This is a genomic window from Massilia norwichensis (assembly GCF_024753245.1).
Taxonomy (GTDB): domain Bacteria; phylum Pseudomonadota; class Gammaproteobacteria; order Burkholderiales; family Burkholderiaceae_D; genus Telluria; species Telluria norwichensis.
Genome location: NZ_JANUGX010000019.1, coordinates 63,875 through 79,646, shown reverse-complemented (window position 1 = coordinate 79,646; position 15,772 = coordinate 63,875). Strand labels below are relative to the sequence as shown.

At 55.9% G+C, this 15,772-nt stretch carries 11 protein-coding genes; 6 read left to right on the top strand and 5 right to left on the bottom strand.

The features are described from left to right. Window positions 1-78: 78 nt before the first annotated feature. Entirely contained in the window at window positions 79-594 is a 516-nt protein-coding gene (locus NX782_RS16075) for a hypothetical protein (RefSeq protein WP_258846489.1), read from the bottom strand. Between the two features lie 348 nt (window positions 595-942). Here NX782_RS16075 and NX782_RS16070 point away from each other — a divergent pair, with 348 nt between their 5' ends. Further along, window positions 943-1,248: a hypothetical protein gene (locus NX782_RS16070; RefSeq protein WP_258846488.1), complete on the top strand. Its 306-nt coding sequence runs from the start codon at window positions 943-945 to the stop codon at window positions 1,246-1,248. A 293-nt stretch (window positions 1,249-1,541) separates the two neighbouring features. Here the strand turns inward: NX782_RS16070 and NX782_RS16065 are convergent, their stop codons facing one another. From NX782_RS16065 to NX782_RS16055, 3 genes are all read right to left on the bottom strand, one after another. After that, entirely contained in the window at window positions 1,542-2,150 is a 609-nt protein-coding gene (locus NX782_RS16065) for an HAD domain-containing protein (RefSeq protein WP_258846487.1), read from the bottom strand. Between the two features lie 90 nt (window positions 2,151-2,240). Continuing rightward, on the bottom strand, window positions 2,241-2,819 hold the full coding sequence (locus tag NX782_RS16060; protein ID WP_258846486.1) for a hypothetical protein: 579 nt from the start codon (window positions 2,817-2,819) through the stop codon (window positions 2,241-2,243). A 146-nt stretch (window positions 2,820-2,965) separates the two neighbouring features. Then, complete coding sequence (locus tag NX782_RS16055) at window positions 2,966-3,442, bottom strand: hypothetical protein (protein ID WP_258846485.1); 477 nt, start codon at window positions 3,440-3,442, stop codon at window positions 2,966-2,968. Window positions 3,443-3,541: 99 nt separating this feature from the next. On the opposite strand from NX782_RS16055, the gene NX782_RS16050 reads away from it, so the two are divergent. Continuing rightward, window positions 3,542-3,823 carry a helix-turn-helix domain-containing protein gene (locus NX782_RS16050; protein WP_258846484.1) on the top strand — a complete coding sequence of 94 codons (282 nt, stop codon included), beginning with the start codon at window positions 3,542-3,544 and terminating at the stop codon, window positions 3,821-3,823. Between the two features lie 158 nt (window positions 3,824-3,981). On the opposite strand, the gene NX782_RS16045 is transcribed toward NX782_RS16050, so the two are convergent. Then, the gene (locus NX782_RS16045) at window positions 3,982-4,518 is read right to left on the bottom strand and encodes a hypothetical protein (RefSeq protein ID WP_258846483.1); all 537 of its coding nucleotides are present in this window, start codon (window positions 4,516-4,518) and stop codon (window positions 3,982-3,984) included. Between the two features lie 528 nt (window positions 4,519-5,046). Between NX782_RS16045 and NX782_RS16040 the strand changes: the two genes are divergently transcribed. The 4 genes from NX782_RS16040 to NX782_RS16025 all read left to right on the top strand — a co-directional run bounded on the left by NX782_RS16040 (window position 5,047) and on the right by NX782_RS16025 (window position 15,771). After that, complete coding sequence (locus tag NX782_RS16040) at window positions 5,047-7,299, top strand: hypothetical protein (RefSeq protein WP_258846482.1); 2,253 nt, start codon at window positions 5,047-5,049, stop codon at window positions 7,297-7,299. A 79-nt stretch (window positions 7,300-7,378) separates the two neighbouring features. Beyond that, window positions 7,379-7,546: a type II toxin -antitoxin system TacA 1-like antitoxin gene (locus NX782_RS16035; protein WP_258846481.1), complete on the top strand. Its 168-nt coding sequence runs from the start codon at window positions 7,379-7,381 to the stop codon at window positions 7,544-7,546. 26 nt (window positions 7,547-7,572) lie between these two features. Beyond that, the gene (locus NX782_RS16030) at window positions 7,573-12,906 is read left to right on the top strand and encodes a DEAD/DEAH box helicase (RefSeq protein WP_258846480.1); all 5,334 of its coding nucleotides are present in this window, start codon (window positions 7,573-7,575) and stop codon (window positions 12,904-12,906) included. 6 nt (window positions 12,907-12,912) lie between these two features. Further along, window positions 12,913-15,771, top strand: a complete 2,859-nt coding sequence (locus NX782_RS16025; protein WP_258846479.1) for a DUF8741 domain-containing protein — start codon at window positions 12,913-12,915, stop codon at window positions 15,769-15,771. The last annotated feature ends 1 nt before the right edge of the window (window position 15,772 follow it).

Below are 15,772 nucleotides of genomic sequence, written 5' to 3'. Positions count from 1 at the left end.
GTTTGTGTCCCATACACAACAGTCTGCCAGGTACCACTTTTGAGCTGCAGCTAACTTATATGTCCGCAGCCCAGGTACTTAGTCGTCCTTCTTCCTCTTACGGGTCTTCCTGGCGAGATACTTCATCATTACAGGGCTGAACTCCTTCCCAAGTAGCTCATGTAGCTCCTGCATGACCAGACGCGAATCAGACATGGGCATGTCCCCCAAACCAGCCTCATCTAAGAACAATGCCACGGCATCAATCTCATCGGGTGCTTTGGCTTTTTCCACTTCTTCACGGATGGACTTCATACCTCTTCCGCTGTCAACAAACTCATCCCTATCGTTCAGCAGACGAAGATAAATCCCACGCTCTTTCAGGTTGGTCGATAGCATGCCATTCGCCTCGTCTAGGAGGCTCGCTACACGCTCTTTGTCGCCGAGCTTACGCACAGTTGATGCGTTGACCAAGCGCCTTTTGACCAGCATGTCGGCCCGCACTTGGCGGTCGTCACGCTTGCGATAAGCCCGTAAAGTGTACCCCTTGGGACAACCTTGCTTGCCCAGAAACTTGCGAGCGAAGTCGCTGATTGTGCTTTCTGTTAATTCCATCGTGCCCCCTAACTTATCAATTTGCCATGCTGGTCACTGTACGGTCCGAAGCATGAGAAGTCAATATGCCCGCCCCCCTTTATTTATTTTAAAGGGGGGGTATATTAAATTGAAGAGTTCGAGGCGTCGATGTCGTGCGGAAGCGCTAGATACTTACTACATCGACAAGTAGAAGGCAAGGTCAGATGTGAGCGGATGACGTAGTTGCTGGAGCTGTTTGACGTCCTTCGCATATCAGTGGCAGGGTACGCAACCGACGAGCTTTGTTAGGCAGTGTGTGCTATATTTACTGCCCCCTTTGGTTCAAAGTTGTTCCAAAGGTTTGGCCACTCTATGTAGGAGGACACAATGGCTGAAGTGGACATCAAATGCTCCGACGGTAGCTCGGATTGCTTTGGTACTGTGACGACTCAGGTGCGGTTTGCAGGCCTGAGCTCTGACCAGCTAGACGAAATTTCGGACGGCGGTGGTCGAGCTGAAATCCTGCTGACGCCTCTTCAAGTCGAGCTGAATAAAGCTCGGCTGACGCCAGATGAGCTGACGTCACTAGAAGATGATGGCGGGCTCTACGTTGAAGTAACGGCGGACCAGACGATTTGCGCTGGTTGCGGTTCTGACAATAGTTACGACAGCGAAGGCCGTATCATTTTGTAAGAATAGATGTCTTAATGCCCACTCTAATGTCGGTTACGTGAGCACACCGGACCTCAAGAACAACAAATGGCAGAGATGTGGGATGATTAACAAAGTACAGGTGAGGACCTTTTAACACTATTCAGGTTCTTCCGGTCAAAAGTTGAAGCGCGAGGCTCTGCTTAGGTCCTCGGCTCCTTAAGACAGAAGAAAAAGTGATAATCCGTTTTTGTTTCGTGAGGAACAATCTCTCGTTTGTAGTTTAGGCGGCGGTTTCTCGAGGACTGCTGTTATAAAAAATATGGGCGGCACGGCTAGATGAGCGTGCCGCCTTTTTCATTTGAATCTTTAAGTGGAGCACCACCGCCAATTGCCCTTTGGCGCTGCAGCTGCCTACACGCTTCTTTCAACCGCTTCTTGGTGAATCCAAACCCGCTTCTGCACAGAACGACATGCCCATCCAATGCGAGGGGAGAATACGCCAGACGGGTTCCACTCCAGCTGTCGTCAATGATGATGAACGGCTGCGACTGCTTACGATGTGCCTCAAGCCACCACTCAATTTCATCCCGCCGGCTCGACGAAAGTGCTCGTGGCGTTCTCCACTCCGTATGCAGGTTTTCAACTAGGAATTGTAGCTTCGTACGAGTCAATGCTTCGCACATCTGCTCCCGGTTGAGATATGTTGCCCAGGACGAGCTAATAACATATACCGGTTCGAACTCAGCATGCAGCTGACGCAAATTCTCTGCTGCGCCGGCGTCAACAAGCCGCTCCCACATCTCCGGATAGTCCGGAAGTTTCTTCTCGAATATTTTCAACATCTGGCCGCTGTGATGCACATCGTCCAAGCAAAGGACGTCGTCCATGTCGAGAAACACAAGAGGACGAGCGTCAAGTTCCATATCGCCACTTTTCTCCATGAGCCTCCTTTATCGCGTGATTCCGCACCCAATAGTTGCATTAATTTTAATGAAATCTTTCTCAACCAATAGGTTTACATATTGGGCGAGTTAAGTGAATTGTGGCCAAATAGGGTTCCAATCATCAGCAAGGCGGATGGATGCGAGCACCAGGTCGGATGTGAAAGCAACGTCATACGTTTGCTGGTCATCAGAGAAAATGGTCAAATGCATCCCGTGCAATTTCTGGCGATACCGAATATAGGTCACTCTATTAAGTCCATGTAGGGGTATGGAAGACTCGAATACCGCCGAAAGAGCTTCGTCAAAAGCACCAACAATAGCAATGCTTGCTCGATAATAATCGTCTGGGGCGCAACCGCCGCTAAGTAATGCCCTCATGTGCTCTCTTGCATAACAATACGTCGCTAGAGCTTGCGTTTCACGAAGAAAATCTGGAAAACTGTTTGGGCAGTAAACATGAATTAAATGTTCAAATACCAGACCAAGCTGCGCTGGGTCGGCCTCCTTAATCGAAAAAGCGCAATAGCTCCCCTTTTCCTTATCTGCTGCCACGAGTGCGGAGTCTGTTATAACATAACGTCCCCATGCTAACGAATTCTCTGTCAGCTTGAATGAGCGGCCGAGCCATGGCGACGAATATATTGGTCGAATGTTCTTTTGCATCATTGCTAGAGTCGCCGATTGACATTGATTTTTAGATTAATCCGGTATCGTTTGGCCAGTTGTTTCTCAAAATTCGGAAATTTTCGTAGAGACACAGGCAACACAGAGGAGCAAGCAAACTAATGTCAATAACTCCGCGATAGTGAGTCTCAGCTAAGTAAGGCCGTGCTCGGGCCATCCACCACCGAGGATTTTTTGTTCGTGTAACGCTTAGCAAAGACTGCCTTTCGATTTACGGGCCTTTTCGAAGGTTTTAGAAGCGGAAGGCTAGCCATTAATGTTTTGTCGAAAGTGCCGTTTCCAATTTCGAAGCAGAGGCGCGAATCACTAAACCGAACTTCCTTGAATACTTGCCAGCTGGCATAGGGCAAATCGTCGCGGAATGGAGACGAACTATCGATGACCTCGATTACTACCAGCGCTTTGCATGCCTCCAGCATCGACGCATGGAAATCTTCAGTTGTCATAAGTGGCAAGCCGGCCAAGCTACACAACTCGGCGCGTTGCATGTCATAGACCTCCTCCCCCTGATGTCTGTAGGCGTGCTGTACTGCAGCCTTCATGAGCTGCAATGCCACGTCCGACAACACGGACACATCAAAAGTGGAAACAACAAGTTCGGGCATTAAGCGGTTCTCCTGAGAAGCGGCATCGCGTACGCACGCTATAGCGTGTAGCACTATAGCATGCAATGTAGTCTCATGGGGCTCAACCAACGGAGTACCATGAAGCACAAAAATCGGTTCGGTGCTGCGTTCAGAACGGTGCGGCTCGCCCGGGGCTTGACGCAGGAGGACTTCGCGCAGCAGTCCGGCCGTACTTACATAAGTGAGGTTGAGCGTGGCGTTAAGCAGCCAACCTTGCAGAAAATTGATGAACTTGCTACGCCTCTAGCAGTTCACCCGCTCACCCCTATCGTACTTGCTTACCTAAACCAGTACGACGCTGCTTCGGTCGACGAATTGCTCGGCCTGCTGCGTAGCGAGCTTCGCGAAATCGTGGCTTAACTACCAGCGGGGTATTCGGCCCCTGCATTGCGTGCCCGCAGAAAGTGCCCATGCAATGGGTTGCACGGGCGGAGCCTTGTTCCATGGGCCCGTCAGTAGTGACTGCCAGTCGAGGTGAATAGCCTACACCGTACCGGTGGCCGGCAGCCATCTCAACTTTACACGGTGACCGTTCCCCAGGCCTCTGCCGAGGCATCAGCGATGAGGTCCTCCGCCTCCTTCTTCACCTGCGGCCAATGCTCAAGAAGAAGTTGTGCGCATTGCTCAACAGTCTTAATGTCCACTTCGAAATCGTCTATATCGGTGACGCCAATGGACTCCGCATCCGTTGCCGATATTTCATCGCAACAGATTCTTAAGTACAGGTGCCCAGCTATAAATTCAACATCCCTCTCGCCGCGCAGAATTTGCTCAGCGACTACGCCCGCCATACCGTACATCACACGCCAATTCGGCGGGGGAGCAGGAACATTAATGCCTGCGCAAGTAAATGCTTCATACTGTTGTTCGGGACAACTGCTAGGCCTGAACTGCCCCAGCCAAGCCACTTCATCTGGGTTTCCACTATGGTTCTTCCAGACAAACGCGTTACCGGCGCCGCCAACAAGCTCATAGATAATTTTGTGGCCGATTTCATGGTAAGCCGCTTTTCGAAGGTCGTCGGCGGATATTTGGTCTAGCGTAAGGTCTGGCATGGAGTTGGAGGTATCAATGTCGGGCAGAAGTATAGCTCCGAGCGACAGGCATGACGCCGCGTACATCCACGCAGCTATTCCCTTGCGCCTTAAGCAGTAAGAAGCTCAGCTCTATTGCGACCTTCAGGCAAGCCGCGCGTTCGCCTCGACCAGTGCACGTCATGCCGGACACTGTGGTTCTTGTATCCAGCGGGAACCACGGCGAGCAGCCTTGAACCCCTTGGCTCTCAGCACGACGCGCCATTGGTATCGCGAGTCACGGCTGCGCTCGGGAGGCTGTGAACGCAGCATCAAGAAGTTTCATCAATTCTGAGAAGTTTCAAATCCGTTGATACTTCTTGATACTGCCGCCAGTAGTGCTCACTCGTGGTTGTGCTTCTACTCGTACGCAGAACATAGTCTTGCGGCGTATTCCCTGCTGTGAGCCGATGTTCCGCGATGTGCCAAACATGTTGACCAATCGCCCGAATCCCGATATTATCCACTCCACAGGCGGTTTGGCACACCGGGGCACATCACAGGGGGGGTATGGGTAAATACACGGCTACAGCTCGACAAAATCCAGGACGTAAGGCATGGCTCGTCGATTTTAGGCATCCGCTTAAAACCGACAATGCCGGCAAACCGGGGCGCAAGACCCGTAAAGGGCTTGGCACCGAAAGTGTGCAAGAGGCTGACTTTCTAGTAAAACAGCTGCAGACCTTATTGGACGATGAGTCTTTTTGGTCGGTCGGTGCGAAGGCTAGGGCGGCAGCGCTGTTCGATGCTCGCGTAATTGAGATTTTTTACGCTGAGCTTGAGCCGCGGGCAGGCAATCCTCGAGAGCTCCGTGACCAGCTTCTCCCTCTTCCAGGGCGTGAAGATGGCTACGCTCGCATTATGCTTTTGGGGGTTCCTGGGGCGGGTAAGACAACGCTGCTGCGCCAACTTATGGGAACTCATCCTGAGCGAGACCGATTCCCATCCACATCGGTTAATCGCACGACCACGTTCCCAACTGAGGTTTTCTTGCGTGGGACTGGGTATGAGGCGGTTGTCTCGTTCATGTCCGAGCACGAAACCCGGTTTGAGATAGAGGAATGCGTCTCAGCCGCTGTGCTTGAGGCGATTTCAGGGGCCAGGCGGCAGGTCGCGCGCACCCTGCTGGAAAAAAGTGATATGCGTTTCCGCCTGAAGTATATCCTCGGCGACATCATCGAAGAAGACGAAGAGGTAGACCCCTACAGTGTTGAGGACGATGATTCTAGCGTTGTCGCCGGTAGCTCCGACCCGTCAGTGGTAACAGAGGCAGAGGCGCTCGAATTTAGTCAGCGCCTGGAAACTTACTTAGACAGAATCGAGAATCTGGCCAGCCAGGCAAAACGGGCAGTTGAGGAAGCGTACGGTGAAAATGTCGCAGATATGAAGCCCGAAGACCGCAATGCCGCGCTTGACCTGATTCAAGAGCAAGCATGCGAATCCCCGGATTACCTCGACATCGTGTCCGAAATTTTGGACGACGTCCGTACCCGGTTCGACTTGATTGCTGATGGTCGCTTTGAAAAAACCACAACTGGTTGGCCCCGTGCATGGCATCTTAAATGCGAAGATGACCAGCGAATGGATTTTCTTGCTGCAGTACGCTTTTTTTCTGGAATATCTGTCAACGCGTGGGGGAAGCTGCTTACGCCAGTTGTCAACGGCATGCGCGTCGGAGGGCCATTCCATTCCGTCTGGGCTGAGCAGGAAGCTAAGCTTGTCTTAATCGATACTGAAGGGTTAGGACATAAAGCTGGCGCCAATGCCGACCTACCGGAGCAGATGGTACTCATGCTGGATGACGCGGATGTCATCCTGCTGGTAGATAGCGCGAAGAATGCCATGACGAATTTTGCCGCTGGCAAAGCCGTTGAAGGGATTGTCAACTCGGGTCATAGCAGCAAGCTCGTCGTCGCCTTTACTCATATGGATACCGTTTCCGGCGAAAACCTTAAGGGACGCGCGAAGCTTGACCACGTCTTCGGCGGCCTGCGAAACGTGGTTGAAAATCAGGTTGCAAAATCGGTATCCGCAGACGCGGCAAGGTACTTACTCGAGCACTTAGAGAAGAGCACGTTTTACTTGGGAAGGCTCGATGACTATGAAGCCAAGCCTGCACGCCCCGAACTGAACCGTTTGCTGCAGCGACTGGTTGATTCGCAGCCGGCTGTATTCGAGCCTGTGGCGTTCCCTGAATATAGCGTCGACAATCTCGTGCTTGCCATTCAGAGGGGGGCTCGCATGTTCCGCAGCCCATGGCGTGCCATTCTAGGGTTTGAATCACACCCGGACGAAACCGCGCGGCATTGGCAAACTATTAAAGCGCTGAGTCGACGTTACGCCGAGGGATGGCCTGAAACCTTCACACTTCGCCCTACGACGAACTTAATTACTGCCCTGTCGTCCGCTATCTCCCGCTTTTTGGAAAACCCCGCGAGTTGGAGCGGTACGCTGACATCAGAAGAAAAGCGAGAGACCATCGAGCGTATTAAGACTTTGGTTACCCGCCAGCTTCCGGCACTCTGCGCAAGAAGGTTGCGCGAACAACCTCAATCCACATGGGTTGACGCCTTTGGCCTGCGTGGACCAGGGAGCACATTTGAGCGTCGAATGAAAATCGAAGGCATCTACGAGCGATGGGTACCCATTCCTGATGAGCGTGGAGACCGCGAAGTTCAGGAGTTTATGAACGACGTTAAAGTGGTTGTGATGTCAGCAATCAGTGTGGTCAAAGATGAAGTAGAAGCTAACGCTGCTCAATAAAAAAACGGCAATCTTTTTTCGCTGGGCAAGTCGGGCTTGCGTTACAATTGCGGTACATTTACTCTTGCCAATCTGCAATATGGAACGCAAGTCTGACACGCTGAATCTTCGGATAACCCCGGAGTTAAAGGAATTGATTCGATTAGCCGCTGAGCGAGAACACCGAACAATCGCAAATTTCATTGAAGTGCTGGTGAGGCAACACTGCACCGCACACGAAATAGCTGTGCCGAATAAGCAGCCGTAGAGCCGCTAAGTCAACTAGGGGGATTGATGGACGTATTTCAGTTTCGCGAGCGCATTGTTGCCGACTACGAACAGTTCACTCGTAGCTTCACGCGCATCCGAGCCGACGACATCCGGGCGTACGTCGACCGTGAGTACGACAGCCAACGTTACTGGCCTGAGCCTCTCATTCAAATCAATCCGAACTTCCGGTCGGGTGGTACCGTCGATGAGCTCGTTCAAGCGGGGCAGCTGAGCGACGAATGCTCGGCCATCTTCCGGTTGGGTAAGTCAGCTAGTTCCGCTGGCGTGACGCTGCCGCTGCATCAGCACCAAGCTGAGGCCATCAGCTTGGCGTCGGCCGGCGAGAGCTATGTCATGACCACCGGCACGGGCTCTGGCAAATCCCTCAGCTACTTCATCCCCATCGTCGATGCTTGCCTCAAGGCGAAAAAGGTCGACGCAACGCCTCGCACGCGCGCTATCGTCATTTATCCGATGAATGCGCTGGCTAACTCCCAGCTTGAGGAGTTAAAGAAATTCCTGGGCTCGGACCCAGCGACGCAGTCCGTGAGCTTTGGTCGCTACACCGGACAAGAAGGGGATGAAGAGCGTCAGGCTATGGCCGCGACGCCGCCAGACATTCTCTTAACCAACTTCATGATGCTCGAGCTGCTGATGACCCGGCAGAACGACATCGACAAGGCCGTGATGCGCAATGCTAAGGGTCTGCGCTTCTTGGTCCTCGACGAGCTGCACACTTACCGCGGTCGTCAGGGTGCCGACGTCGCGCTACTAGTGCGGCGGGTGCGCGAGGCGCTTTCTAGCGAACTCATCTGCATCGGCACCTCGGCCACGATGGCATCTGAGGGCAGCCAGATGGAGCGAAATGCTGTCGTGGCCAATGTCGCTCGGCGTCTATTTGGCACTCCCATCCCCGAACGTAACGTCATCACCGAAACTCTGCGTCGAACAACACCTGAGAGCCAGACGCTTCAGACGGTGCAGAGCCAACTTGGTCCCGCCATTCGTGCCGGCGTGCCGATGGACCTTAATTTTGAAGCGATGGCGGCGCACCCCATGTCGGTGTGGGTCGAGCTCACCTTGGGCCTGACTTACGAGGACGACAAGCCCCGCCGTGCTCGCCCGCGCAAACTTGCAGATGCTGCCCAATTGCTCCACAAAGCCTCGAGCGAGTCACTAGAGAGTTGCTTGGCCTATCTCCAGCAATTCATGCTGCGTGCCTACGCCGTGACAGACAGCTCCGGCAAGAGCCTCTTCGCCTTCAAACTCCACCAGTTCATCGCTGGCGGTGGCAAGGTCTACACGACGCTGGAGGCGCCTTTCCACCGTGCCATCACCCTCGACGGGCAACAATTCGTTTCTGGAGATGACCAGCGGCAGCGGAGGTACTACCACGTGCACTTTTGCCGCGACTGCGGCCAGGAGTACATCCCGGTGTGGGATACCGACGGCCCCGAAGGCCGTGCTTTCAACGTGCGTAGCATCGACGAGCGTCAACATGATGACGAGCAGGTGAAGTTCGGTTTCCTGATGCCCGACGGCCGCGGCCTGTGGAATCCCGAAGTGCTGGAGCGCTACCCGGAAACCTGGCTGGAGGAGCGCGCCGATGGCGAGTGGCGCATCAAATCAGGCCAGCGCAAGTTCATCCCACAATCGGTCAAGGTACGGCCTGACGGCATCACCACCGCAGACAAGGGATTGCAAGCCTGGTTCATCCCCGGCGCCTTCCGTTTTTGCTTGGCTTGTGGGGTGTCGCACACCTCGTCTGGCAAAGATGCGCTGCGCCTTACGTCGCTGTCGGGCGAAGGCCGCAGCTCTGCCACGACGATGCTCACGCTGTCGGCACTGCGCTACCTGTACGAAGAGGACCAGCAACTGTCCCCGGACGCCAAGAAGGTCCTAGGGTTTTCCGACAACCGACAGGATGCGGCCCTGCAGGCAGGCCATTTCAATGACTTCCTGCAGGTACTGCTGACCCGGGCTGCGCTGTTGTCCGCAGTGCAGAAAGGTGGTGGACAGGGCCTGTCAGAGCGCGAGGTCGCAAATGCTGTGTTCGAAGCGTTGGGCTTCCACCGCGACGACCCGGCCGTGCGTGCTGAGTATATGCAGCAGCCTGAGGTTAAGGGCAACACCCGTCGGCAAGTACAGGAGGCCATGCGCGGCATCCTAGGTTACCGCACATTTTTTGACCTACGGCGTGGTTGGCGCTTCAATAACCCTAACCTCGAGCAATTGGGCTTGGTGCGCATTAGTTACCAGGACATCGAAGACCTCGCCGCCGATGCGTCTGAATGGGCCACGGCACCGCGGGTGCTCCAGGCGGCTACGGCCGCCGAGCGCTCCGTCGTGCTTCGCGCCCTGTTCGACTTCATGCGCCAAGGCCTATGCATCGCAACACGCTACCTGGACCGCACGGAACTCGAACAACTGCGCACGCAGAGTTACGCTAACCTCCGAGAGCCTTGGGGCTTCACTGAAGATGAGCGGCCGATGACGGCGCGCTGGTTTGTTACCTCGCGCCCGCGCGAAGAAACCGACCGTCGGGGCCGCCGAGTGAAGGTCGAGGACTTCTTGGTTATCGGCTCGAGCCGTTCGCGTCTTGGTCGAATGTTGCGGCAGGGTAGCACCTGGGGAGGAGCCAACCCCTACTACAGGGACATCGACGACCATACCTATCCAGAAGTCATCGCTGCGCTGCTCAAAGCCGCCGAGTCGTATGGCTTAGTTAAGCGCGAAGAAACGGACGTCGGCCTGACTGGTTGGCAGCTGAACGGCACGACACTGCTGTGGAAAGTGGGTGCGGGTCAGAGCCAGCGCCAAGCGGAGGGCAATGAATTCTTCCGTGGCCTGTATCGCAATATCGCCGGGCTGCTTGCCAGCCCAGTGCACCAGCTCTTCGATTTCGAAGCCCGCGAGCACACGGCGCAGGTGGAGCAGGAGGACAGGCTGGAGCGAGAAGCCCGCTTCCGCTACACCGAGAAGGACCGCGACGAATGGCGAAAGAAGAATGGCACCGAGCTCGATTGGCTGCCAGTGCTGTTCTGCTCTCCGACTATGGAGCTCGGTGTCGACATCTCATCGCTGAACACCGTCTACATGCGCAACGTACCGCCCACACCGGCTAACTACGCGCAACGAAGCGGTCGTGCCGGGCGCGCTGGGCAGCCGGCCTTGGTCATCACTTATTGCGCCAGCCAGTCTCCGCACGACCAGTATTATTTCCGCGACCCTGTGCGAATGGTACACGGGCAGGTCAACGCGCCTACGCTGGACCTGGCGAACTTGGAGCTTGTTAAAAGCCACATGCATGCCATTTGGTTGGCTGAGACCGGGAAACGCCTGGGAAACAGCGTTCGTGACCTCTTGGACATGAATCTACCTGAGAAGCTGCCCATCATTGACGAAGTGGCCGCGGACCTGGACAAGGCTGAAGCCAAGAAGCTGGCGCATGAACGCGGGCTCAAGGTGCTAGGCATGCTAGCCAGCGAGCTGACACCCAAGAACGCACCTTGGTACAGCGAACACTGGGCAGAGATGGTCTTTCAACGGGCGTATCTCGAGTTCAACGATGCCCTGCAACGTTGGCGCGACCTGTACCGAGCTACGGCTCAGGCTATTGAGCTGAATTTCAAAATCGAAAACAATCCGGCCGCAAGTGAGCGTGAGCGCCGCGAAGCTCAGCAGCGCCATAATGAGGCCCGCAAGCAGCGAGACCTGCTGCTGGCCGGCGATAGCGCTTTCAATTCCGATTTCTATACCTATCGTTACCTTGCGAGCCAAGGCTTCCTGCCCGGCTACAACTTCCCCCGCTTGCCCCTGCTGGCTTATCTGCCAGCACGGCGCGGCAGTATCGGCCGCGAGAGCTTTTTATCCCGCCCACGCTTCCTTGCGCTCGGAGAGTTCGGTCCCTACAGCCTCATCTATCACGAGGGCAGCCAGTACAGGGTGACTAAGGCCCTGCTGACTATCAGTGGCCAAGACCAGGTCAGCGAGGGTGCGCGACTGCCCACTGAATTTGCTCGCCTATGCCCCACTTGCGGCTACGGCCACTTCCGTTCACAGCGCGATGCCGACCGCTGCGTCTCCTGCGGCGCCTCGTTGTCGGGAGCACAGGAGGTCAAGAGTCTTTATCGTATCGAGAACGTTTCGACAAAGCGCGCCGAGCGCATCACCGCCAACGAAGAAGAGCGCGTACGCCAGGGTTACGAGATGCAGACCACGCTTCAGTTTGCGGAGGCCGACGGGAAACTGAATATGGTCACCACTGTGGTGGAAGACGATGAGGGCCCTTTGTTGGAATTGCAGTACGGTCCATCCGCCACCGTTTGGCGCATGAACTTCGGCTGGCGCCGACGTAAGGAGAAGTCCATCCGGGGCTTCATGATGAATCCTGTCACCGGCCACTGGGTCGGCGGGGTGGAGGACGGCAACGGCGAGGTGGAGAACGAAGGTGAAGCGCCACCCGACAAGACGCCACCGCAACGCATCGTACCCTACGTCGAGGACCGCCGAAACATTCTTATCGTGCGCCCGCACCCTTGCCTCGGCGAACTTAAAGCCGAGACCCTGACCACTCTGCAATACGCACTCAAGCGAGGCATCGAGGCCGTTTACCAGCTAGAAGAAAGCGAGCTGATGGCCGAGCCCCTGCCCACGCGCGACAATCGCCAGTCCATCCTGCTGTTCGAGGCTGCCGAGGGCGGTGCCGGCGTGCTCACCCGCTTAGCCACAGAGCCAGATGCTTTGTCGGCCGTCGCCGCAAAGGCTCTGGACGTTATGCATTTTGTAGGGCCGCCGGCCGGCCAAGCATGGTCCGGCAATGCGCTGACAGAAGAACTCGACCACGAAGGCAAACCGTTGTGCGAAGCTGGCTGCTATCGCTGCTTGCTGTCCTATTACAACCAGCCGGACCACACACTCATCGACCGCAAGGACAAGAGCGCAGGCGGGCTGTTACTCGACATTTTGTGTCGCCTGACCCGGGCCCATGCCCATCAGGGCACACAAGGGCGCGCGCCGCAAGAGCATGACGCCGAACTTGCTCGGACTGCCGGCAGCACCCTGGAACAGGTTTGGCTGGACCACGTCATCGAGCATGGCTACCGCAAGCCGGACCGCGGCCAGCAAACTATTACCGGAGCCAATGTCTGCGTCGACTTCTTCTATGACGAGCTGAACTTGGTCGTCTTCATCGACGGCCCGCACCACGAGACAGAAGCCCAGCGAGCACAGGACTCCGCCATAGACCGCGCCTTGGACGACCTTGGCTACTTGGTGGCTCGCTTTCCCAAGGAGCAGGCTCGCTGGCCCGACATTTTCAAGAACAACGCCGACCTTTTTGGTCCCGGCAAAACCTGATTCGATATGAATGCACCAACTCCGGAATTCCTTCCTGGTAGCCTCGTTGCGGCCCGGGGCCGTGAATGGATAGTCCTGCCCCGGGCTGACGCGCTCGATAACCAGACGCTGCGCCTGCGCCCCTTAGGCGGCGGCGAGCGCGATGAAACTCTTATCTACTTGCCGCTGGAGCGCCAGCCCGTCCAGCCTGCTATATTCCCATGGCCTACGCTTGCCCAGGCTCGCAACCACTCTGCCAGTCAACTGCTGCTGGACGCGCTACAGCTGAAGCTGCGCAGTGGCGCAGGCCCCTTCCGCAGTTTCGGCAACATTGCCGTCGAACCTCGCGCCTATCAGCTAGTGCCGTTGCTGATGGCGCTCAAGCTGCCTACCGTGCGCCTGCTGATTGCCGATGATGTCGGTATTGGTAAGACCATCGAGGGCGCGCTTATCGCCCGCGAGCTGCTTGACCGCGGTGAGGTCCAGCGCCTTGCTGTGCTTTGTCCGCCCCACCTTTGTGAACAATGGCAGCGCGAGTTGGCCGAACGCTTCCACATCCAGGCCGTTGTCGTGCGTTCTAATACCGCGGACCGCCTAGAGCGCGACCTTCCACCTGGCACTTCGGTATTCCATGCCCATCCGTATACTGTAGTAAGCCTGGACTACATTAAGTCCGAACGGCGCCGTGAAGCGTTTCAGCGTCACTGCCCGGAATTCGTCATTGTGGACGAGGCGCACACCTGTACCCAAGCAGCAACGGGTCGCCAGCAGCGATACCAGCTTCTCAAGGGCCTTGCGGACCAGAGTGACCGGCATCTGGTGCTACTGACTGCAACACCGCACAGTGGTGACGACGAGGCCTTTTTCAACCTGTTGGGTCTGTTACGCCCCGACTTTAGTCAGCTCAAAGACCTGCCTGCCAACCAGCGTAGTGACCTGCGTGAAGCCTTAGCGCGCCACTTCGTTCAGCGTCGCAGACCCGATATTGCTGAATGGCAGGACACTTCCATGTTTCCTGACCGCCGCACGGCTGAGCTTACGTACAAGCTCAACGGAGCTTGGGGGCAATTGTTTAATGACGTACTTTCCTATGCTAGAGAGCTCGTTGAGCGTTCGGAAAGCCAAGGTCTGCGTGAGCAGCGCATGAACTGGTGGGCAGCGCTGGCATTGTTGCGCTGCATCTCCTCGTCACCTGCCGCAGCCATCAATGCATTGCGTACACGCCTTCTAGGAGCCAAGCCGGACTCAGAGGCGTCCGACGCGAAGTCTTTAGATGAGTTCGAAGCTCAAGCAAGCGAGCGTGTGCTCGACGGTTTCGACGATGCACTCTCAACAGACGACATCGAACCTGGAGCCCAGACCGAGGATAGTCAACGCTTGAAGACGCTGATGGCCAATGCCGCCGCCTTGGCTGGTCAGCAAAACGACCCTAAGTTGGCCAAGCTGCAGGAACATCTAGCACTTCTGCTAAAGGATGGATTTCAGCCAGTCGTTTTCTGCCGCTACATCGCCACTGCGCATTACTTAGCTGCCGCTCTACAGAGCAAGTTTAAGTCCGCCACAGTGAAAGCAGTCACGGGTGAGTTGACGCCCGATGAGCGCGAAGCTGCTGTCGAGCAATTGGGCGAAAGCGACATCCGCGTTCTTGTAGCTACTGACTGCCTGTCCGAGGGCATTAACCTGCAGAGCCTTTTTACGGCCGTGGTCCATTACGACCTGAGTTGGAATCCCACTCGACACGAGCAGCGCGAAGGACGCGTGGACCGTTTCGGCCAAAAGGCCCGCGAGGTTCGCAGCACTATGCTCTACGGCGAAGACAATCCTGTTGATGGTGCCGTGTTGCAAGTTATCTTACGCAAGGCCGAAAGTATTCGTAAAGAACTCGGGGTTCTTGTTCCCATGCCTGACAACGAGGGCAAGCTCACCCAGGCCCTCATGAACGCTGTGTTGTTGCGCAAGGGCACATCATTCACCGCCCAGTCACAACTGGACCTATTTGGCGCACCTGCTAAGGAAATCGAGCTTGCGTGGGAGAGCGCGCGCGAAAAGGCGAAACAAAGCCGCTCCATATTTTCCCAGCGTCGCTTGCGGCCGCAAGATGTTCTGCCTGAATGGCAAAAGTCTGCGGCAGTTTTAGGCGGCGAAGATGAGGTCGAGCGTTTTGTTAGCCGGGCATTAGCGCAACTCGGTGCCCCGCTTCAGCCGGTTAAGGGGCACTTCAAGTTGTCGGCTGAGTACTTACCCGATTCTGTGCGCGAACGCCTTTCTGCGGAAGGCCTGGCCGACACCCTGCATATCGATTTCCGCTTACCTGCTGCTCAGGGCGCCAGTTTCGTCCACCGTACGCATCCACTGGTGGCCGTGCTTGCCGACACGCTGCTTGAACAAGCCTTAGACGAGTCAGCGCACTCTGATGACGCCGCCAGTGTCGCGCGGGCCGGTGCCGCCTTTGTCAGCCAGGTCTCGTTGAAAACTACAGTGCTACTGTTGCGAATTCGTCATCAGCTAACGGTAACGCACGGTGCTAATACCCGGTTGCTGATGTGTGAAGAAGCCATTGCTGTAGCCACCTCTGGGAGCGAACCTTTGACTGAACTCTCTGCTGACCAAACCCGAGCCCTCCTGGGGGCGGAAGCTACTCGCAACATGCCTAGCGCTCTTCGTGACCGCCAACTACAGACCGCCCTCGATGCCTTGCCTAGCTGGCAGTCACAACTTGAGGCCATTGCCCAAGCGCGCGCCCAGTCGTTGTTGCAAGACCACCGCCGCGTGCGTGAAGCAGCTGAAGGTCGTGGCAGCTACCAAGTTACTGCCAGCCTACCAATGGACGTGATGGGCGTCTATGTGTTGTTACCCGATGCAGCAACTGCGACCGTAGGAGCCTAAC